Origin of the sequence: Kitasatospora sp. NPDC094028, assembly GCF_049543595.1 — a bacterium.
GTDB lineage: Bacteria > Actinomycetota > Actinomycetes > Streptomycetales > Streptomycetaceae > Kitasatospora.
Map to the genome: position 1 here is coordinate 101,567 of NZ_JBMVFA010000003.1, position 20,435 is coordinate 122,001.

The following is a 20,435-nucleotide window of genomic DNA, read 5'->3' on the forward strand; positions in this document are numbered from 1 at the left end:
GGCGCGTGGGGGGGGTGGGCCCGGGGGGGGGGGGGGGCGGGCGGGCCCCCCCCCCGCCCCGCCCCCGGGGGGGGGGGGGGGGGGGCCGGGCCCGGCCCCCCCCCCCCCCCCCCCCGCGCCCGTCTGGCATGCTTCCGCACACAGTTAATCTCACTTGGAGGATGACATGCGTGCGGCCGACCCGGTCCTGGACAGCCTGCAGGGGCTCGCCCTCGGCGACGCCTTCGGCGACCGCTGGTTCTCGGTCCCGGCCGACGAGGCGCCGGCCGCGCTGGCGGCGCGCATCGCCCGCCCCGCGCCCTGGCACTGGACCGACGACACCGCGATGGCGCTCGTCCTCGTCCGGCACCTGACCGAGCACGGCGAGGTCCGGCAGGACGCGCTGGCCGGGGAGTTCGCCGCCGAGTACACCCGCGAGTACCAGCGCAAGTACGGGCCCTCGATGCACCGGGTCCTGCGCGCGATCGCCGCCGGCGAGGACTGGCGGGCGGTCACCTCCGGCCAGTTCGAGGGCCAGGGCTCGTACGGGAACGGCGCGGCCATGCGAGCGGCTCCGCTCGGCGCCTGGTTCGCCGACGACCTGGCGGAGGCGGCCCGGCAGGCCGAACTCCAGGCGCTCACCACGCACTTCCACCCGGAGGCGGTCGCCGGTGCGGTGGCGGTGGCGCTCGCGGCCGCCCTGGCCGTCCGCCACCGGGGCGAAGTCCCGCCCGGCCGGAGCGAGTTGCTCGCGGAGATCGCGGGGCGACTGCCGGCGGGCGACGTCCGCTCCGGCCTGCGGATCGCCGCCCGGATGCCCGAGCACACCAGCGTGCGGCACGCGGCGAACGTGCTCGGCTCGGGGCTGATGATCTCCGCCCCGGACACCGTCCCATTCGCCCTCTGGTCCGCCGCCGGGCACCTGGACTCGCTGCCCGAAGCGCTCTGGCACACCCTGGAGGGCTGGGGCGACAAGGACACCACCTGCGCGATCGCGGGCGGCGTGGTCGCCGCCCGCACCGGCACGGCCGACGTCCCGGCCGCCTGGCTCGCCGCCCGCGAGACCCTGCCCGACTGGGCGGGCGAGGCCCCGCCCGCCGACTGACCACCGTCCGGCCGACCGGCGGCCGACCGCGGCGCACAACGGACAACGAACAGCTGACAGAGTTCAGCGAACAGATAACAGATTTCAACATCTGTTATCTGTTCGCTGAACTCTGTTCGCCGTCAGCCGTCAGCCGTTCGCTGTAAGCCGCCGCTCCTCCCCCGCCGCGTACGCCCGTCCCGTTCCCGCGTTCGCCACGCCAGCACCACGTACACCACCGCGGCGCCCGCGAAGCCGACCGCCCAGCCATAGTCGGCCAGCGGCCTCAGGAGCGGGATGATCCCGTCCACCGGGAACGGGCCCTGTTTCACGCCGTGCGCGTCGACGGAGGAGTGCGAGCCGCCGACCGCCAGCAGGCCGCCGGTCAGGAGCGCCACGACGGCCCGCCAGTTCCAGCCGCCGGCGTACCAGTAGGCGCCGCCCGGGCGGTACAGCTCGGCGAGCCACAGTTGGGTGCCGCGCAGCAGCCAGTAGTCGGCGATCAGGACCCCGGCGACCGTCCCCAGCAGGCCGCCGACCACGCCGAGCCAGGTGAAGATGTACACGTGCGGGTCGGCGATCAACCGCCACGGGAAGATCGCGATCCCGACCACGCCCGTGATCAGCGCACCGGTACGGAAGTTGACCAGGCGGGGCAGCAGGTTGGCCAGGTCGTAGGCCGGCGAGACGACGTTGGCGGCGATGTTCACCGACAGGGTCGCGACCAGGACGGTCAGCAGCGCGAACAGGATCCCGACCGGGCTCTCCATCTTCGCGGCGAGCTGGATCGGGTCCCACACCGGAGCGCCGTAGACCGCCTGCGAGCCGGAGGTGACCAGCACGGACAGCAGCGCGAAGAGCGTCATCGTGGTCGGCAGGCCGAGCGCCTGGCCGCGGATCTGGGCCCGCTGGCTGCCGCCGAAACGGGTGAAGTCGGGGATGTTGAGCGACAGCGTCGACCAGAACCCGATCATGCCCATCAGCGCCGGGAAGAAGACCTTCCAGAAGCCGGATCCCCAGCCCAGCGTGGACGGTTGGGACAGCAGCGGCCCGAACCCGCCCGCCTTGACGGTGATCCACACCAGCAGCGCGAGCGCGCCCGCGATGACGAACGGCGCCGCCCAGTTCTCGAAGCGCCGCAGCGCCTCCATCCCCCGGGCGATGATGACCATCTCGATCGCCCAGAAGAGCAGGAAGGACAGCCACTGCGTCCACGGGTAGCCGGCGAACTCGGCGGCCTCGCGCCAGGACCGGCCGAGCAGTTTGCCCGCCAGCAGGTAGATGCCCTCGCCGCCGATCCAGGTCTGGATGCCGAACCAGGCGCAGGCGACCGCCGCCCGGACCAGGGCCGGCAGGTTGGCGCCGCGCAGGCCGAACGCGGCCCGGGCGAAGACGGGGAACGGGATGCCGTACTTGGTCCCCGCGTGCCCGGTGAGCAGCATCGGCACGAGGACGATCAGGTTAGCCAGGGCGATGGTCAGCACCGCCTGCTTCCAGTCCATGCCGAGCGCGACCAGACCCGAAGCCAGCGTCCACGAGGGGATGTTGTGGGCCATGCCGACCCAGAGGGCGAGGAAGTTGTAGGTCGTCCAGGTGCGCCGCGCCACCGGCACCGGGCGCAGGTCGTCATTGGTGAAGCCGTTGGGTGGCAGTTCCCCGATGGCCGGGTCGAGTTCGACCCGGCCATCGGGGAACTGCCGTTGTCCGCCGCCGGTGGCCGCGGTCTGGGCCATGGGCAACTCCCTTCTGCTGCAGCTGAGGTCACGCGATGGGTAGTGGCGCCGGAACACAAGGGAAGAGGGACGGCGACGAGCGAGGGCCGGCGGAAGAAGGGCGGCGGGGGCCGCCGGCGGTCTACAGCCGGGGAATGACGTCCGTCCCGTAGGCGTCGATGGTGGCCTCGATCGCGTCGTGCATCGCGTAGACGGCGAACTGGTCGACGCCGAGCGAGCGGAGCTGTTCCAGGCGGGCGAGTTGGGCCTCCGGCGGTCCGATCAGGCAGAAGCGGTCGACGATCTCGTCCGGGACGAAGGCGGTGTCCGGGTTGTCGGCACGCCCGTGGTGGCTGTAGTCGTAGCCCTGGCGTTCCTTGATGTAGTCGGTGAGGGCGTCGGGGACGAGGTCGGAGTGCTCGCCGTAGTGGCCGACCAGGTCGGCGACGTGGTTGCCGACCATGCCGCCGAACCAGCGGCACTGCTCGCGGGCGTGGGCGAGCGCGGCGGGCGAGTCGTCGGCGGTCACGTAGGCGGGGGCCGCGACGCAGATGGTGACGGAGTCGGGATCGCGGCCGGCCTCGACGGCGGCCGCGCGGACCGCCTTCACCATGAACTCGGTGAGGTAGGGGTCGGCCAACTGCAGGATGAATCCGTCCGCTTGACGCCCGGTCAGCGCTAGTGCCTTCGGCCCGTACGCGCCCATCCAGATCGGCAGCTCGGCGCCGGGGCCCACCCACGGCAGGTGCATGTCAGTGCCGTCCACCTCGACGGTCCGGCCCTCGGCCAACTCCTTGACGGCGTGCATGGCTTGGGAGAGCCGGGCGAGCGTGGCGGGGCGCCGCCCGGCGACGCGCATCGCGGAGTCGCCGCGGCCGATGCCGCAGACGGTGCGGTTGCCGTACATGTCGTTGAGCGTGGCGAACAGGGAGGCGGTGACCTCCCAGGTCCGGGTGGAGGGGTTGGTGACCATCGGGCCGACGACCAGCCGCTCGGTCTCGGCGAGGATGCGGCTGTAGATGACGAAGGGCTCCTGCCACAGCACGCAGGAGTCGAAGGTCCAGCCGTGGCTGAATCCGGCCCGTTCGGCGCGGATCATCCGGTCGATGAGCAGGCGGGCGGGCGGGTCGGTCTGCAGGACGAGGCCGATGTCCATGGGTGCGACTCCAGGAACGTGGTGGACAAGGACGAGGAGAAGGGGGCCGCCGGCGCCCGGGACACGGGGCCCCGGGCGGCGCAACTGAGCGGTGGGGCAAGGGGGTTCAGACCAGGTACTGGCAGGTGTCCCGGCGCAGGAAGGTGCCGTGGCCGGCCCGGCCGCGCCAGTCGCCGCCGTCCAGCACGACGGTGCCGCGGGAGAGCACCGTCCGTACCCGGCCGGTGAGTCGGCGTCCCTCGTAGGCGGAGTAGTCGACGTTCATGTGGTGGGTGGCGGCGGAGACGGTCTGCACGGCGGTCGGGTCGTAGACGACGAGGTCGGCGTCCGCGCCCGGCGCGATGGTGCCCTTGCGCGGGTGCAGGCCGAACATCCGGGCCGGGGTGGTGCAGGCGATCTCGACCCAGCGGCGCCGGGTGATCCGTCCGTCCACCACGGCCTGATGGAGCAGGTCCATCCGGTTCTCCACTCCCGGGAGGCCGTTGGGGATCTTCGAGAAGTCGCCGCGGCCGAGTTCCTTCTGCCCGGTGAAGCAGAACGGGCAGTGGTCGGTGGAGACCACCTGGAGGTCGTTGGTGCGCAGCCCGCGCCAGAGCGCGTCCTGGTGTTCGCGGGGCCGAAGTGGCGTGCTGCACACGTACTTGGCGCCCTCGAAGCCGTCCGCGCCCTCTTCGGCGAGGTTGTCGGTGGAGAGGAAGAGGTACTGCGGGCAGGTCTCGCCGAAGACGTTGAGGCCGGCGTCGCGGGCCTGGGCGAGTTCGGCGAGGGCGGACGCGGCGGAGACGTGCACGACGTAGAGCGGGCTGCCGGCGACCTGGGCGAGCCTGATCGCCCGGTGGGTGGCCTCGGCCTCCAGCAACTCCCGCCGCACTTCCCCGTGGTAGCGGGGAGCGGTGCGTCCGGCGGCGAGCGCCTGTTCGACCAGGACGTCGATGGCGATGCCGTTCTCGGCGTGCATCATGGTCAGTCCGCCGTTGGCGGCGCCGCGTTGCATGGCCCGCAGGATGCGGCCGTCGTCGCTGTAGAAGACTCCGGGGTAGGCCATGAAGAGCTTGAAGGAGGTGGATTCGCCGGAGTCGACGAGTGCGTCCATCTCCTTCAGGACGCCGTCGTTGACGTCGGAGACGATGGTGTGGAAGGCGTAGTCGATGGCGCAGTTGCCGTCCGCCTTGGCGTGCCAGGCGTCGAGGCCTTCGCGCAGGGTGCCGCCGACCGGCTGGACGGCGAAGTCGACGATGGTGGTGGTGCCGCCCCAGGCGGCGGCGCGGGTGCCGGTCTCGAAGGTGTCGGAGGCCGCGGTGCCGCCGAACGGCAGTTCCATGTGGGTGTGGGCGTCGACGCCGCCCGGGATGACGTAGTGGCCGGTGGCGTCGATGACGGTGTCGGCGGTCCAGGCCTCGGCGGCGGCGCTGCCGGTGGCGGCGATGGCGACGATGCGTTCGCCCTCGATCAGGACGTCGGCGTGCAGTTCCTCGGTGGCGGTGATCACGAGGCCGCCGCGGACGACGGTACGCGCGTGCGCGTCGCGGAACTGCGGGGCCTGGGCGTCACGGGCGCGGGCGGCGGGGGTGCGGGCGGCAGGGGTGCTGAGGTCGCGGGTGGTCATCGCGCTGCTCCTCAGGCCTCGGCGAGCGGTCCATAGGCGTCGGGCCGGCGATCGCGGTAGAACGCCCACTGCTGGCGGACCTGTTCGATCAGGTCGAGGTCGAGGTCGCGGACGACGAGTTCCTCCTCCTTGTCGGAGGCGACGTCGCCGACGAACTGCCCTCGCGGGTCGACGAAGTAGGAGGTGCCGTAGAAGTCGTTGTCGCCGTACTCCTCGGTGCCGACGCGGTTGATCGCGGCGACGTAGTACTCGTTGGCGACGGCGGCGGCGGGCTGTTCGAGCTGCCAGAGGTAGGCGGACAGGCCGCGGCTGGTGGCGGAGGGGTTGTAGACGATCTGCGCGCCGGCCAGGCCGAGGGCGCGCCAGCCCTCGGGGAAGTGGCGGTCGTAGCAGATGTAGACGCCGACCTTGCCGACCGCGGTGTCGAAGACGGGCCAGCCGAGGTTGCCGGGCTTGAAGTAGTACTTCTCCCAGAAGCCCTTGACCTGCGGGATGTGGTGCTTGCGGTACTTGCCGAGGTAGCTGCCGTCCGCGTCGATCACGGCCGCGGTGTTGTAGTAGACCCCGGTCTGCTCCTCCTCGTAGACCGGGAGGACCATCACCAGGCCGAGCTCGCGGGCGAGTTCACGCATCCGGCGCACGGTCGGGCCGTCCGGGACGGCCTCGGCCCAGCGGTAGTGTTCGGGCTCCTGGACCTGACAGAAGTACGGGGCGTTGAAGACCTCCTGGAAGCCGATGATCTGCGCGCCCTGGGCGGCGGCCTCACGGGCGTACCGCTCGTGGAGGGCGATCATGCTCTCCTGGTCGCCGGTCCAGCGGGTCTGGACGAGCGCGGCACGGACGATCTGCGACATGGGTACCTCCGCAACTCCGTGGTCCGGCGCTGCGGTCGGACCAGCGGTCTGAGGGTTGACGGGGCGGTTCTCGCCTGCGGGCCCCCGGGGGGACCCTCAGGTGTCTACGTGCGTAGAAAGCGATCTGTAGACGGTAGGCCGGGCCTCGGTGGCCTGACAATACGTTGACGGCAACGTGTCTGGGGCGATCTTGTGGCGCGGACACGCGGGCGGGCGTGGATGGGATGAAACGGTCATCTACCCCGGGAGTGGGCTCCTTACTCATCCGGGACAGCGGGGGTGCGGGACCCCGGACGGGCGGGCGCGGGACCCCGGACGGGCGGGTGCGGGATCCGGACGCTGCGCGGGCGGGTACGGGCGCTGCGCGGGCGGGTACGGGCGCTGCGCGGGCGGGTACGGGCGGGCGGGTCCGCGGCGCGGACCGCCAGCACGGACCGGCGGCACGCGCCGACTGCGGACGGTCCGGCTTGACTTCGTCCGCTCCGCTCGGAAAGGATCCGACGCATGGACACCGGCACCACTCTGGTCTGCCGCCTGCACGTCGATCTGCGACGCCAGGCGAGTTCCATCTGTGCCTGTTGACCCAGCCCTTCCCGCCGGTCCCACCCCTGTGACGTCTGCCAGGGCCCACGCCGCGCACCCGCTTCCGCAGTTCTGATCACCGCCCACACGCGTCCTGCGCACTCCGCCGTACCCGTCGCACCTCCACGTGCCCGGCGTACCGCCGCAGGCCGCTCCGGGCGCACCCTGCCGACGTTCCCGCCGCATCCGAGGACGCCCCGATGAGCCCGAGCAGTACCGCACCCACCGCACCGGCCACCGCACCGGCCGCACCCACCGAACCCGCCACACCCGCCACGCCCGCCGCACTCGCCGCCGACGACGTCCGTGCGCCGCTCAGCCCGAGCGCCCTGCGGACGATCGTCCGCGAGCTGGCCGAGCGCCCCGAGCAGTGGATCCACCACGTCCGGCTCTCCACCGAGGAGCGCTGGTACCGGCGACTGGCGGCCGCCGACGACCACGAGGTGTGGCTGATCAGCTGGCTGCCCGGCCAGTCGACCGGCTTCCACGACCACGGCGGCTCGCGCGGCGCCTTCACCGTCGCGCTCGGCGAGTTGGAGGAACTGTCCTTGGGCGGCCCCGATCAGGGGCTGCTGATCCGCCGGATCCCGGCGGGCACCGCCCGCGCCTTCGGGCCCGAGTACGTGCACGACGTGCGCAACACCGCGGTCGGCCCGGCCGTCACCCTGCACGCCTACTCGCCGCCGCTCAGCTCGATGGCGCACTACGACCTGCGGGCCGGCGGGCTCGTCCGCACCTCCGAGGAAGGACCGGAACAGTGGTGACCACGATCGACGACCTGGTGGAGCGCGCCCGCGAGGGCGTCCATCGTCCGCGCGCCCGGGAGGCGTACCAGGCCCGGCTGGACGGCGCGCTGCTGGTGGACATCCGTCCGGCGGCGCAGCGGGCGGCGGAGGGGGAGATCCCGGGGGCGCTGATCATCGAGCGCAACGTCCTGGAGTGGAGGCTGGATCCGACCGGCTCCCACCGCATCCCGGAGGCGGAGGGCTATGACGTGGAGGTGATCGTGGTCTGCTCGGAGGGCTACGCCTCCAGTCTCGCCGCCGCCTCGCTGCGCGAGCTGGGTCTGCACCGGGCGACGGACCTGGACGGCGGGTTCGTCGGCTGGGCGGCCGCCGGCTTGCCGACGCGTCAGGGTGGCCTCGCCCCGGCGGTCGAGCCGAGGCAGGAGTGACAGCACCGGCAGGAGTGGTAGCGCCGGCAGGTGCCGCAGTGGCCAGCAGAGGTGGTAGCGACAGAAGATCAGGTACCTGCGGCAAAGTTTGCTAGCGCCGACAGGCAAGTGGTCACTGCCAGCCACGATGGCGCCGGCAGGCTTCGCGGCCACGGCTGACCCGGCGGCCCCACTGATCCCGCTCGTCCCACCGGCTCGGCCGGGGCCCGGGTCGGCGGCGGCGACCTGCGCGAACATCGCCCGGGAGGCGGCGGCTCACCGTCTCCCGGATGGTGACCGAGCGACAGAAGATGACTCAGGTCATACTCTTATCGGAGTTTCCGCGGGTCCGAAGCTGGGCAGCCACGCGGGCGGAAGAACGCCCAGGCAGCTGATCCGACAGACGCCGGCGCGACGACGGCGGCCCGCTACCGGCCACCACCGCTCGCCGCCCATCGCCCGTCGACAAGCCGCCGACGACCGAACGACCGAACAGGCGCCGCCTCCCCGGGGCGCCCTGACGAGGAAACACCCCGTGATCAGATTCGAGGGCGCCGGCAAGCGCCACCCCGACGGCACCATCGCCGTCGAGGGCCTGGACCTGGAGGTCCCGACCGGACGCACGACCGTCCTGGTCGGGCCGTCCGGCTGCGGCAAGACCACCCTGCTGCGCATGGTCAACCGGATGGTCGAGCCCACCTCGGGCCGGGTCCTGCTGGACGGCACCGACGTCGCCGAGCTGGAGCCCGCCAGACTGCGGCGCGGCATCGGCTACGTGATCCAGCAGGCCGGGCTCTTCCCGCACCGCCGGGTGATCGACAACATCGCCACCGTCCCCCGCCTGCTCGGCTGGGACCGCAAGCGGGCCCGCGCCCGGGCCGCCGAACTGCTCGAACTGGTCGGCCTCGCGCCCGACCTCGCCAAGCGGTACCCGTTCCAGCTGTCCGGCGGCCAGCAGCAGCGGGTCGGCGTGGCCCGCGCCCTGGCCGCCGATCCGCCGGTGCTGCTGATGGACGAGCCGTTCAGCGCGGTCGACCCGGTGGTGCGCGCCGGGCTGCAGGAGGAGTTGCTGCGGCTGCAGTCCGAGCTGCACAAGACGGTGCTGTTCGTCACCCACGACATCGAGGAGGCCGTCCGGCTCGGCGACCAGGTGGTGGTGCTGCGCGAGCACGGGCGGATAGCCCAACTCGCCGACCCGCACACCCTGTTGACCGCACCCGCCGACGACGGCGTGGCCGCCTTCCTCGGCCGGGACCGGGGCCTGCGCGGTCTCGGACTGCGGCCCGCGAGCGCCGTCGCCCTGCGCCCGGTCGCCGCCGGACTCCGGTACGGGAGCTGGGAGTTGGCCCTGGACGACGGGCTCCGGCCGATCGGCTGGCTCGACCGCGCCGCCGCCGGCGGCGAGTTGCACCCCGTCGCCGGATTCCGGCCGGAGGCCGACACGCTGCGCACGGCGCTCGACGCGGCGGTCCTCTCCCCCGCCGGGGTCGCCGTCGCCCTGGACGCGGACGGGCGCGCCACCGGCACCGCCAGCCGGGAGGCCGTCCTCGCGGCACTCTCCGTGCTCTCGCCGCCGGCCGGCGGCGTCGTCCGCGCGGACGGCGTGGACGGCGTGGACGGCGTGGACGGCGTGGACGGCGCGGACGGCTCGCCCCTTCGCAAGGACGGCTCGCCCCTCCGCAAGGACGGCTCGCCCCTCCGCCCAGAGGGCGCTCAGGACGTCCCGGACAGCCCCGCCGGCCTCCGGGCGGACAGCCGAGCGGACAGCCGAGCGGACGGTGCCGCCGGTGGACGATGAACCGATCATCCGCTGGTACTGGATCGGCGAGCACCTCGGCTACCTCGGCCACCTGCTCGCCGACCACGCCCTGCTCGCCCTGCCCCCGGTGCTCATCGGCCTGCTGATCGCCCTCCCGCTGGGCCTGGCCTGCAGCCGCTTCCCCCGCCTCTACCAGCCGCTGTCCGCCGTCCTGAACGTCGTCTACGCCGTCCCGTCGCTGGCCGTCTTCGTGGTGCTGATCCCGTACACCGGGCTCGCCACCGAGGCCAGCGTGATGGTCCCGCTCTCCTTCTACGCGCTGGCCGTCCTGCTGCCGACGACCGTGGACGGGCTGCGCGCCGTGCCGGAGGCCGTCCGGCAGGCCGCGACCGCGATGGGCTACGGGCCGTGGCGCCGGCTGGCCGCGGTCGAGCTGCCGGCCGCCGTGCCGTACCTGGTCGCCGGCCTGCGGGTGGCGGCGGTGGCCAGCATCTCGCTGGCCAGCGTCGGCGCGCTGATCGGGCGCGGCGGGCTGGGCTACCTGTTCATCGACGGCTTCCAGCGCACCTTCCCGACCCCGATCGTGGCCGGCATCGTGCTGATCGCCGCCCTGGCCCTGGTCGTCGACCTGCTGCTGGTGGGCGCCCGGCGGCTGCTCGCGCCGTGGGCCGTCCGGGAGAAGGGGGCGGGCTCGTGAACTGGCTGTCCTGGCTGTCCGACTTCTTCTCCGACCCGGAGCAGCACAGCGGCCCGAACTCGATCGTGCACCGGGTCTGGGAGCACCTGCTGTTCTCGGGCGAGGCCCTGCTGTACGCGACGGTCCTGGCCGTCCCGCTCGGACTGCTGATCGGCTACACCGGGCGCGGCGTCACGGCGGTGACGGCGTTCGCGGGCGCCGCCCGCGCGCTGCCGACCCTCGGGCTGGTGACGCTGACCGTGCTGCTCGCCGGGGTGAACGACACCGCCGCGCTGGTGCCGCTGGTGGCACTGGCCGCGCCGCCGTTGCTGGTGGCCGCCGTCGAGGGGGTGCGCGGCACCGACCCGGACGTGCGGGACGCGGCGCGCGGTGTGGGGCTGACCCACCCGCAGGTGCTGTGGCAGGTGTGCCTGCCGTCCGCGGCCCCGACACTGCTGGCCGGGTTCCGCACCGCGACCGTCCAGGTGGTCGCGACGGCCACCGTGGCCGCCTATGTCGGCCTGGGCGGGCTCGGTCGCTACGTCATCGACGGGCTGGCGACGCGCCGGTACGCGGTGACGGCGGGCGGCGCACTGCTGGTGGTGCTGCTCGCGGTCGGCGCCCAACTGTTCTTCTCCCTGCTCGCCCGGTTCGCGCTCCCGCCCGGGGCGCGCACCGGCCGCCGGGCCCGCTGAACCCGTTGTCTCCTGCCCTCCTTTCCTGCCCTTTCCTCCCCTCCTCTCCGGAAGGACATCTGTCACCATGTCGACGATCAACAGAACCCGGCGCGCCGCCGTCCTGGGCACGCTCGCCGCACTCGCCCTCGGCGCCACCGCCTGCGGCTCCTCCGGCGGCGACCCGCTCGGCGGCGGTTCGAGCGCCCCGGCCGCCGGCGGGGCGACCGCGAGCGGATCGGCGGCGGGCTCGGGCGGCTCCGGCGGCTCGGGCTCGACCGTGGTCGTCGGCTCGGCGAACTTCCCCGAGAACGTCCTGCTCGGCTCGATCTACTCGCAGGCGCTCAAGGCCAAGGGCGTCAAGGTCGAGGAGAAGTTCAACATCGGCAGCCGCGAGGTGCTGTACGGGCAGCTGCAGAGCGGCAACCTGACCGTGCTGCCCGAGTACAACGGCGCGCTGCTCGCCTACCTGGACGCCAAGGCCACCGCCGTCACCACGCAGGACGTCAACGCGGCGCTGGCCAAGGCGCTGCCCGCCTCGCTGGCGGTGCTGGACTCCTCGCCCGCCGAGGACAAGGACTCGCTCAGCGTCAGCCAGGAGACCGCCGACAAGTACGGGCTGAAGAGCATCGCCGACCTCTCGGCGAAGGCGGGCGAGTTCACCATCGGCGGCCCGCCGGAGTTCAAGTCCCGCCGGGAGCAGCAGTTCAAGGACGTCTACGGGCTGACGTTCAAGGAGTGGAAGCCGACCGGCGACACGACGGCGAACGCGCTGAAGGACGACGGGATCCAGGTCGGCAACGTGTTCACCACCGACCCGAAGATCGTCCAGTTCAAGCTCGTCCCGCTGGCCGACCCGAAGAACGTGTTCGGCGCGCAGAACGTCACCCCGCTGGTCAACAAGGCGGGGCTGGACGCGGGCGCGACGGCCGCGCTCAACGCGGTGTCGGCCAAGCTGGACACGGCGGGGCTGACGGCGCTGATGAAGCGGGTCGCGGTGGACAAGGAGGACCCGTCGACGGTGGCCAAGGACTGGCTGAAGTCCAACGGCCTCGGCTGACCCCGCCCGTACTCCGGGCCGGAGGGGGAGGCGGCGGGCGGCGGCCCGCCCCCTCCCCTTCCGCAGCTCTCGGGGCCTCGCATCCGGCGACCCCGGGAACCTTCCCTTCGGCGCCGCGAACATGACAGGGTGGCGCCATGCGCACTCGTCTCCTCGCCGCCACCCTCACGGCATTCGCCGCGGTGAGCCTCGCCGCCTGCTCCAGCTCCGGGTCGGGCTCCGGCTCCGCCACGGCCGCGGCGGGCTCCCCCACCCCCGCCGCCTCGACCGCCGCTTCCGGCGCTCCGGCGTCCGGCACGGCCGCCCCCACGGCCGGCTCGACGACGGACCCGGCCTCGACGGCCCCCGCCCCGGCGGACGGCGGCACCCCGGGCGCCTCCGCGCCCGCCAAGCCCGCGGCCCCCGCCGACGCCGGACTGCCCGGCAAGCCGGACGCCGACCAGACCGCCAAGCTGGTCGCCGCACTGAACGCGATCGACCCGGGGATCGTCGGCGGCAAGCCCGACCAGGCCGTGGAACGGGCGCGCACCCAGTGCCAGTCGATCTACCAGTTCCCCAAGGACAAGCAGAAGTTGGTCGACACGGCGAACCAGCGGTTCACCTCCCCCGAGCACCCGCAGGGCTTCGGGCCGGAGACCGCCGCGAAGATCAACGACGCGCTGCGCACCACGCTCTGCCCGCCGCCCCGCTAGCCCTTCGCCCGCTCCACCCCGATCCGGCTCGATCCGGCTCGATCCGGCTCGATCCACCCTGATCCACCCTGATCCGCCCGGCGTCCTGAGCGCCGGGCGGCCGCGGCCGCGCCCCGTCACCGGGTGCGCGGCCGCGGCGTTTCCCGGCCGGACCGATGCCGTGCGCCGACGAACAGTCAGGACTCTTGACAGAGAAGTGGTCTAGTCCAAACATAGGCATGTCGATCCGACCGGGATGCACTGTGGGGGTGTGACCACCGGCGGCCGAGGCACTGCCCTGCCCTGCTCCGCTCCACCCCCGCCCCCGGCGTGCGCGCGTCCGCAACGCCGCCGCCGTTCCGCACGACCCCGTCGTCCCGAAATCCCCGCCGTTCCGCACCTCTTGCCGTACCGAGCTCCCCGACGCCCCAACACCATCCCCCACCACGTCCGTTGGAGAACCGATGCGTCTACGCAGAACCATCCAGGCGGCGCTGACGGCCTGCGCCACCCTGGCCGCCTCGGCCGGCCTGGTCGCCGCCGGCACCGGCACCGCCCAGGCCGCGACCCCGCTCCCCAGCCGGGTCTTCGCCCCCTACTTCGAGTCCTGGACGGGCCAGAGCCCCGCCACGCTCGCCACCCAGTCCGGCGCCAAGTACCTGACGATGGCCTTCCTCCAGGCCGCCACCAAGGGCTCCTGCACCCCGTACTGGAACGGCGACACCTCCAAGCCCGTCTCCTCCTCCACCTTCGGCGCCGACATCGCCACGATCCGGGCCAACGGCGGGGACGTGATCCCCTCCTTCGGCGGCTACACCGCCGACAACACCGGCACCGAACTGGCGGACAGCTGCACCGACGTCAACCAGATCGCGGCCGCTTACCAGAACCTGATCACCACCTACGACATCAGCCGGATCGACCTCGACATCGAGGACAACTCGCTGACCAACACCGCCGGCATCGACCGCCGCAACAAGGCGATCAAGCAGGTGCAGGACTGGGCCGCCGCCAACGGGCGCAACGTCCAGTTCTCCTACACCCTGCCGACCACCACCAACGGGCTCGCCGACAGCGGCCTCGCGGTGCTGCGCAACGCGGTCGGCAACAAGGCGCGGATCGACGTCGTCAACATGATGACCTTCGACTACTACGACAACGCCGCCCACGACATGGCGGCCGACACCCAGACCTCCGCGCAGGGCCTGTACAACCAGCTCGCCAACCTCTACCCGTCCAAGTCCCACGCCCAGCTGTGGGGTTCGATCGGGATCACCGAGATGGTCGGTATCGACGACTTCGGCGCGGCCGAGACCTTCACCGTCGCCAACGCGACCACCGTGTACAACTGGGCAGTGTCCAAGGGCATCAACACGCTGTCCTTCTGGGCCCTCCAGCGGGACAACGGCGGCTGCCCGGGCAAGGGCGGCGACGACTCCTGCTCCGGAATCGCCCAGAACACCTGGGACTTCACGCACATCTTCGCGCCGTTCACCAGCGGCTCGACGGTGACCAACGACTTCTCCGTCGCGGTGAACCCCAACTCCGCCACCGTGAAGGCCGGTTCGTCCACCTCAGCCGCCATCGCGACGGCGGTGACGGCCGGTTCGGCGCAGAGCGTCAGCCTGTCGGTCGCCGGCGCACCGGCGGGCGTCACCGCCACCGTCACCCCCGGCACCGTCACCGCGGGCAGCGGCGCCACGCTCAACGTCACCACCACCTCGGCGGTGGTGCCCGGAAGTTACCCGCTGACGGTCACCGGCAGCGCGGCCTCCGGCAGCCACAGCGGCGTCTTCACGCTGAACGTCACGGGCACCCAGCCCGGCAACGACTTCTCGGTCGCGGTGAACCCGAACTCCGGCACCGTGGCTGCCGGTTCGTCCGCCTCGGCGGCCATCTCGACGGCGGTGACCGGTGGTTCGGCGCAGAGCGTGAACCTGTCGGTCAGCGGCGCACCGGCGGGCGTCACCGCCACCGTCACCCCCGGCACCGTCACCGCTGGCAGCGGCGCCACGCTCAACGTCGCCACCACCTCGGCCGCCGCGGCGGGCACCTACCCGCTCACCGTGACCGCGACCGCGCCGTCCGGCACCCACACCGCGACCTACTCGCTGACCGTCACCGGGACCACCCCGCCGCCGACCGGCCTGGTCAACGGCGACCTGGAGACCGGCAGCCTCGCCCCGTGGACCTGCCAGAGCGGCGGCGCCGTCGTCAGCAACCCGGTCCACTCCGGCTCGTACGCCCTGCAGGCCGCGGCGGGCGCCGGCCAGACCGGCGAGTGCTCGCAGACCGTCACCCTCCAGCCGAACACCAGCTACACGCTGAGCGGCTGGGTGCAGGGCAACTACGCGTACCTCGGCGTCAGCGGCGGCGCCACCGCGAGCACCTGGGCCAACGCCTCCGGCTGGACCAAGCTGACCGTCCCCTTCACCACCGGCGCCTCCGGCACCGTCACCGTGTACCTGCACGGCTGGTACGGCCAAGGGAACGTGTTTGGCGACGACTTCTCGATCGCCTGACGGCCGACCAGCGACTGACGCCCGGCTGACGGCGAACAGATGACAGTCGACGGATAACAGATGACAGCCGACAGATGTTGAAATCTGTCGGCTGTCATCTGTTAGTTGTTCGCTGCTCACCGTCTGCTTCCGGCGTCAGGCCTCCCCGCCCGCATCCGCCCCGGTCGGCACAGCACGAGGTACGTCGCCGTCGCCACCAGCCCGCAGACCAGCACCACGACCGCCAGCAGCACCGCGGACGGCTGACCGCCCAGGCTGCTCAGCGGCGCCACCACCGCACCGGCGAGGAAGTTGCCGGTGCCGAGCAGCGCCGCCGCCGTGCCGGCCGCCTGCGGCTCGACCAGGCCGAGCGCCTCCGCGGCGGTGTTCGGCAGCAGCACCCCCAGGCTGCCCATCAGCACGAACAACGGCAGGCAGAACCCGAGCAGCCCGAGGTCCCACACCCACGTCCCCAGCACCAGGGCCGCCCCCGCCGCGACCGCCGCACCGAGCCCGCCCAGCACCAGCGCCCGCGACGTGAAGCGCCGCGCCAGGACCCGCCCGTTCAGCTGCGTCATCACGACGATCGCCACCGAGTTCAGCCCGAACAGCAGGCTGTAGGTCTGCGGCGACACCTGGAACACGTGCTGGAGCACCGTCGACGACCCGCTGATGTACCCGAACAGCGCCCCATAGGCGAAGCTGCTGGTCAGTGCCAGCCCCAGGAACGGCAGGTCGCGCAGCAGCCGCCCCATCGTGCGCAGCGTCGCCCCGATCCCGCCGCGGTCCCGGGCCGCGGCCGGCAGCGTCTCGCGCAGCGCGCCGAACGCGCCCAGGGTGAGCAGCAGCCCGAGCGCCGTCAGCGCGCCGAAGGTGCCGCGCCACGAGGTGAAGCGCAGCAGCTGCGCCCCGACGATCGGCGCGAGGATCGGTGCCAGTCCGGATATGAGGGTGATCGAGGCGAGGAAGCGCAGCATCGCGACGCCCTTGAACCGGTCCCGGGCGACGGCCCGTCCGATGACCAGGCCGGCGGATCCGGCCACGCCCTGGACGAAACGGCCCGCGATCAGGACCGGCAGGCTCGGCGCGAGCGCGCACAGCACGCTGGACAGGGTGAACAGGACCATCCCGGCGAGCAGGGGCGGGCGGCGCCCGAAGCGGTCGCTGAGCGGCCCGAAGAGCAGCTGTCCGGCCGCGACCCCGAACATCGAGAAGGTGAGGGTGAGCTGGACGGCCGCCGGTTCGGCGGCCAGGTCGTCCGCGATGGCGGGCAGGCCCGGCAGGTAGAGGTCGGTGGTGAGCGGGCCCAGTGCGGCGAGGCCGCCGAGGACGACGACGGTCGCCGGCCCGGTGACGGCCGGTCCGGCGGTGGAGCTCGCGGCGGAGTCCGCGGCGGGGGCCGCGGTGGCCTGATCGGCGGGAACCTGGTCGGCGTGGTCCGGATCGGCGGGGTCCGGATCGGCGGGCGCGGTGCGGGGGTCGGTGGGGGTGTCGCCGGCGGGTCCGGCGGCGCCGGCGGTCGGGCCGGGCATGGTTCTCCTATCGGACGGGGGTGCGGTGAGGTTTGTCCACGCCCCGTCCTACCGCAGCCCGGCCCGGTTCCGACAGCAGGGGGTCCGTTCGCATGGCGACGGCCCGCCGGCACCTGCTGGTGCGGGCGGGCCGGACGGGCCCCTCGGTCGGGCCGCTCAGCGCTTGGCGGGGTGCTCGGCGCGCAGGGCCGCCTGCATCGCGGCGCCGTCCTGCCAGGCGTAGAGCTGGTTGCCGTGGAGCGAGACGTTGTAGTGCCCGCAGGTGCCGGTGGCCTTGCCGCCGACGTCCTGCGGGAACCAGCCGACCTTGAGCGAGACCGGCACCGGGTGCAGGCCCTTGCCGGGCACGCCGGTGGTGCAGCCGGCGGGCAGCCGTCCCTCGGGGAGGGTGGCGCGCAGCAGGCGGTCGTCGCCGGTGGTGGACATCAGGTACTTGACCGAGGAGGCGTTGTCGGGCAGCCAGCCCGGCATGGAGCGGCGGTCGGACTTGGCCTGCACGCCGGTGTCGTACGAGGACTGCTCCTGGTGGCGTCCGTCGTACCACTCGGACACGCGCGGGCCGATTGCCACGGCGGCCACGGCGACGGCCATGCCGGTGCCCGCGACTCCCAGCGCGACCTTGCTCACGATGCCCTTCATGCCTGTCTGCCCTCTCCGTGTGGCCCCGCGTGGGTGGACCGGTGTGGTGTGTCCGTGGTGTCGGTGGCTTCCGCGTCTGCCCGAACGTACATCCGTTCCGGTGGGTGCGGTAAGCCGTCCGGGTGTATCCATCGTCTCGTGCGGCGTCCTCCCGGGCGTCACCACCAGGTCGCGATCCCGCCTCCGACCCACGGGGTGCGGTCTCCACCTTGAGGCGTACGTCCCCGGGTCCGGTCCGGTGGGTGCGGCCCCGATCGAGCGTCGCCCAGACCCGGCCCGGCCGCAGCCCGGCCTGCTGCACCTGGGGCATCCCGGGGGGCACATCGGCGGACGCGGGCGGTCTGGGGCGAGGCGCCGTCAGGGCGGCGAGTTCACCGGCCCGTCAGGCCGTCGCGGGCTCCGTCACCGCCTCGGTCGCGGGCACCGGCCGGGCGACCGGGAAGGGGCGGCCGTCGAGGGTCCAGTGCGGGTCGATCGGGCGCAGCAGCGAGGCGTACACCTGGGCGGCGACGTCCGGGTGGCGGATCTCGCCGGTGGGCGGGCCGGCCGGGATGTCGTGCCCGGCGCAGGCGACCCAGGCGGTGCGCTCCTCGACGGTGCGGCCGCCGTGGCCGCCGGCGTCGACGTGCCCGTGGTCGGTGACGACGATGACGGTCCACTGCTCGTCGGCGTAGGTGGCGCGGCCGCGGACGGCGTCGAGGAGGCGGCCGAGGCGTTCGTCGGCGGTGCGCATGGAGGCGCGGTACTCCTCGCCGCAGCCGAGGAAGTGGGCGGTCTCGTCGACGGCGCCGAGGTAGACGAAGGAGGCTTCGGGGTCGGCGGTGCCGAGGACGTGGACGGCCTCGCGGGTGACCTCCTCGTCGACGGTCTCCCAGGCCTCGGGGGTGTCCTCGGCGGGGGCTATGTAGGAGAGCCGGCCGGGGGCGCGGAAGAGCGGGCCGCCGGACTCGTTGATCATCAGCGGGTCCCAGCCGGCGGCGACGAAGGTGCGGCGGCGGTCGCCGCGGTTGAGGCGGGTGGCGAAGTCGGGGAAGACGTCGAGCCGGTTCCCGGCCAGGTGGTTGCCCCAGACGCCGTGCTTGGCGGGTTCGACGCCGGTGACGATGGTGGCCCAGCAGGGCCCGGACATGGTGGGGACGGTGTCCGCGACGGTGACCGGCACCAGGAACCCGGCCTCGGCGACCTCCTGGAGGCGCGGCATGGGCACCTCGGTCAGGTAGTCGTGGCGGACTCCGTCGATGCCGACGACGAGCACGCGGGGGCGGGGCCACTGGGCAGCGGTCATGACGAGGGGGGTTCCTTTCGGTCGTGCACACCCGGCCGCGCCCGCCGAGGCGCCGCCGACCGCGCCATGCTTCACCGCCCGCCGTACCGTCCGGCGTCGGACCGTGGAACGGGAGGTGTCCGGCGGGTGTCGGGCGCGGGCGTGCCGGGGCCGCCTGGAGGCTTGTCGGACCCCAGGGTGCCCGGCGGTGCCCGGCGATGCCCGGCGTCACTCGACGGATGAGGCGGCGGACGGGTCGTGGACGAAGCGGCGGTCGGCCGCGGGGAGCTCGGCGGCCGGGCCGGCGGCGCGCAGCACGACGTCCAGGACGCGTTCGGGGTCGGCGGCGTAGCAGTGCGCGAACCACGGCAGGTTGGCCTCGACCACGGCCCAGTGCTCGGCCGGGTCGTACGGGTCGGCGATCGGGCCGACGTCGAGGGCGACGGCGCCGGGCAGGGTGTCGCCGGCCGCGTCGAGCAGGCGGCGGGCGAAGGCGGTGGCGTCGGCGGTCAGCGGCGCCGGGTCGAGCCGGCCGAAGCGGGCGTAGCGGCTGCCGGTGCGCACCTCGCCGTCGAGGACGAACAGCCGGTACTCGGCGGCGAAGGTCACCGGTTCGCTGACCAGGACGGGCGTGTCGGGGCCGATCCGGTCGCCGGTGCGGGGCAACCGCGAGCCGTCCGGGTAGACGGCGGGCGGGATCGACTTGTCGGCGGGCGGCTTGACGAACGCCGGGTGGCGCAGGGTCCAGGCGTCGGCGAGGGTGGTGAGTTCGATCCGGCGGCGGGTGAACTCCTCGGGCAGGCGGGCGAGCCAGTCGTCGTCGGGTTCGAGGAGGGCGAGGCCGAGCGGGGCGGCGATCCGGGCGGCGGCGAGCGGCCCGCCGTACCAGTGGACGGGCCGCCCGGCGAGGCGCTCGACGGTGGCCGGGCCGTCGAGGACGGCGGTGGCGAGGCCGCGGCGGGCGGCGGCCGCGGTGAGCAGCGCGGTGGTGCTGGTGGGCTGGCCGGAGGTGAGCAGGACGCGCTGCGGCGCGGCCGGGGCCGACGTCGGGGCCGACATCGAGGCCGGGGCCGGGGCCGTCACGGCTGTGGCCGGAACTCGTGGACGACCTCGATCCGGCCGACGATGTGCCGGTTGAACTCATCCAACTCCTCGGCGGGCACCCACAGTTCGAGGATGGTCCGGCCGCCGGCCCGCTGTACGGGGTAACGGGCGAGGAAGGCCGTGTCGACCTCGAAGCGGGTGACGTAGCCGACGCCGGAGGCGGGCACGTTCCAGTCCCGGGCGATCCTGATCGCGTAGTCCTCGTTCAGGACGGGGTAGAAGATCGGCTGCTCGGGCAGGCGGGGCGGCCAGGCGCACCAGTCGGCGGCCTCGACCAGCGCCAGCTCCTGCGGGCCGGTGGGGCGCCAGAGGGTGGTGGTCGGGCGCGTCGGGGCGGTCCGGTCGTTCGTCATGACACGGGACGGTAGCCGGGCCGCGGTGGGCCCGGCCACCGGATTTCCGCTGGTCGGCGCGGGTGGGCGGAGTTCG

19 protein-coding genes are annotated in these 20,435 nt (G+C 73.3%); 10 read left to right on the forward strand and 9 right to left on the reverse strand.

Features of this window, described 5'->3' with window-relative positions; translation table 11 throughout:
• The first annotated feature begins 166 nt into the window (after nt 1–166).
• The gene (locus ACPC54_RS06195) at nt 167–1,084 is read left to right on the forward strand and encodes an ADP-ribosylglycohydrolase family protein (protein ID WP_498961740.1); all 918 of its coding nucleotides are present in this window, start codon (nt 167–169) and stop codon (nt 1,082–1,084) included.
• Nucleotides 1,085–1,206: 122 nt separating this feature from the next.
• Here ACPC54_RS06195 and ACPC54_RS06200 read toward each other — a convergent pair whose 3' ends face one another.
• The 4 genes from ACPC54_RS06200 to ACPC54_RS06215 all read right to left on the reverse strand — a co-directional run bounded on the left by ACPC54_RS06200 (nt 1,207) and on the right by ACPC54_RS06215 (nt 6,391).
• The gene (locus tag ACPC54_RS06200) at nt 1,207–2,796 is read right to left on the reverse strand and encodes an NCS1 family nucleobase:cation symporter-1 (protein WP_498961742.1); all 1,590 of its coding nucleotides are present in this window, start codon (nt 2,794–2,796) and stop codon (nt 1,207–1,209) included.
• 121 nt (nt 2,797–2,917) lie between these two features.
• Complete coding sequence (locus ACPC54_RS06205) at nt 2,918–3,931, reverse strand: TIGR03842 family LLM class F420-dependent oxidoreductase (protein WP_498961745.1); 1,014 nt, start codon at nt 3,929–3,931, stop codon at nt 2,918–2,920.
• 106 nt (nt 3,932–4,037) lie between these two features.
• A complete protein-coding gene (hydA, locus tag ACPC54_RS06210) occupies nt 4,038–5,537 on the reverse strand; it encodes a dihydropyrimidinase (RefSeq protein WP_498961747.1) in 1,500 nt (499 codons plus the stop codon).
• Nucleotides 5,538–5,548: 11 nt separating this feature from the next.
• The gene (locus ACPC54_RS06215; protein ID WP_498961749.1) at nt 5,549–6,391 is read right to left on the reverse strand and encodes a nitrilase-related carbon-nitrogen hydrolase; all 843 of its coding nucleotides are present in this window, start codon (nt 6,389–6,391) and stop codon (nt 5,549–5,551) included.
• A 504-nt stretch (nt 6,392–6,895) separates the two neighbouring features.
• Between ACPC54_RS06215 and ACPC54_RS06220 the strand changes: the two genes are divergently transcribed.
• From ACPC54_RS06220 to ACPC54_RS06260, 9 genes are all read left to right on the forward strand, one after another.
• Nucleotides 6,896–6,973 (forward strand): putative leader peptide, encoded by a 78-nt coding sequence (locus tag ACPC54_RS06220; RefSeq protein WP_106981192.1) that lies wholly within the window; start codon nt 6,896–6,898, stop codon nt 6,971–6,973.
• A 200-nt stretch (nt 6,974–7,173) separates the two neighbouring features.
• Nucleotides 7,174–7,737, forward strand: a complete 564-nt coding sequence (locus ACPC54_RS06225; RefSeq protein ID WP_498961751.1) for a cysteine dioxygenase — start codon at nt 7,174–7,176, stop codon at nt 7,735–7,737.
• A complete protein-coding gene (locus ACPC54_RS06230; RefSeq protein ID WP_498961753.1) occupies nt 7,731–8,147 on the forward strand; it encodes a rhodanese-like domain-containing protein in 417 nt (138 codons plus the stop codon). Before ACPC54_RS06225 ends, ACPC54_RS06230 begins: the two co-directional genes overlap by 7 nt.
• Before the next feature lie 514 nt (nt 8,148–8,661).
• Nucleotides 8,662–9,924 carry an ABC transporter ATP-binding protein gene (locus ACPC54_RS06235; RefSeq protein WP_498961755.1) on the forward strand — a complete coding sequence of 421 codons (1,263 nt, stop codon included), beginning with the start codon at nt 8,662–8,664 and terminating at the stop codon, nt 9,922–9,924.
• Nucleotides 9,914–10,582 (forward strand): ABC transporter permease, encoded by a 669-nt coding sequence (locus ACPC54_RS06240; RefSeq protein WP_498961757.1) that lies wholly within the window; start codon nt 9,914–9,916, stop codon nt 10,580–10,582. The genes ACPC54_RS06235 and ACPC54_RS06240 overlap by 11 nt, the downstream gene beginning before the upstream one ends.
• On the forward strand, nt 10,579–11,256 hold the full coding sequence (locus ACPC54_RS06245) for an ABC transporter permease (protein ID WP_498961759.1): 678 nt from the start codon (nt 10,579–10,581) through the stop codon (nt 11,254–11,256). The genes ACPC54_RS06240 and ACPC54_RS06245 overlap by 4 nt, the downstream gene beginning before the upstream one ends.
• A 67-nt stretch (nt 11,257–11,323) precedes the next feature.
• The gene (locus ACPC54_RS06250; RefSeq protein WP_498961761.1) at nt 11,324–12,295 is read left to right on the forward strand and encodes an ABC transporter substrate-binding protein; all 972 of its coding nucleotides are present in this window, start codon (nt 11,324–11,326) and stop codon (nt 12,293–12,295) included.
• 137 nt (nt 12,296–12,432) lie between these two features.
• The gene (locus tag ACPC54_RS06255) at nt 12,433–12,987 is read left to right on the forward strand and encodes a DUF732 domain-containing protein (protein ID WP_498961763.1); all 555 of its coding nucleotides are present in this window, start codon (nt 12,433–12,435) and stop codon (nt 12,985–12,987) included.
• Nucleotides 12,988–13,430: 443 nt separating this feature from the next.
• Nucleotides 13,431–15,488 carry a glycosyl hydrolase family 18 protein gene (locus ACPC54_RS06260; protein WP_498961765.1) on the forward strand — a complete coding sequence of 686 codons (2,058 nt, stop codon included), beginning with the start codon at nt 13,431–13,433 and terminating at the stop codon, nt 15,486–15,488.
• A gap of 116 nt (nt 15,489–15,604) precedes the next feature.
• Here the strand turns inward: ACPC54_RS06260 and ACPC54_RS06265 are convergent, their stop codons facing one another.
• The 5 genes from ACPC54_RS06265 to ACPC54_RS06285 all read right to left on the reverse strand — a co-directional run bounded on the left by ACPC54_RS06265 (nt 15,605) and on the right by ACPC54_RS06285 (nt 20,359).
• A complete protein-coding gene (locus ACPC54_RS06265) occupies nt 15,605–16,999 on the reverse strand; it encodes a multidrug effflux MFS transporter (RefSeq protein ID WP_498961767.1) in 1,395 nt (464 codons plus the stop codon).
• Nucleotides 17,000–17,155: 156 nt separating this feature from the next.
• Nucleotides 17,156–17,638 (reverse strand): hypothetical protein, encoded by a 483-nt coding sequence (locus tag ACPC54_RS06270; protein WP_498961769.1) that lies wholly within the window; start codon nt 17,636–17,638, stop codon nt 17,156–17,158.
• Between the two features lie 382 nt (nt 17,639–18,020).
• A complete protein-coding gene (locus ACPC54_RS06275) occupies nt 18,021–18,923 on the reverse strand; it encodes an alkaline phosphatase family protein (RefSeq protein ID WP_498961771.1) in 903 nt (300 codons plus the stop codon).
• A gap of 207 nt (nt 18,924–19,130) precedes the next feature.
• The gene (locus ACPC54_RS06280; RefSeq protein WP_498961773.1) at nt 19,131–19,961 is read right to left on the reverse strand and encodes an ATP-grasp domain-containing protein; all 831 of its coding nucleotides are present in this window, start codon (nt 19,959–19,961) and stop codon (nt 19,131–19,133) included.
• A gap of 20 nt (nt 19,962–19,981) precedes the next feature.
• Nucleotides 19,982–20,359 carry an ADP-ribosylation/crystallin J1 gene (locus tag ACPC54_RS06285; protein ID WP_498961775.1) on the reverse strand — a complete coding sequence of 126 codons (378 nt, stop codon included), beginning with the start codon at nt 20,357–20,359 and terminating at the stop codon, nt 19,982–19,984.
• Nucleotides 20,360–20,435: the final 76 nt, after the last annotated feature.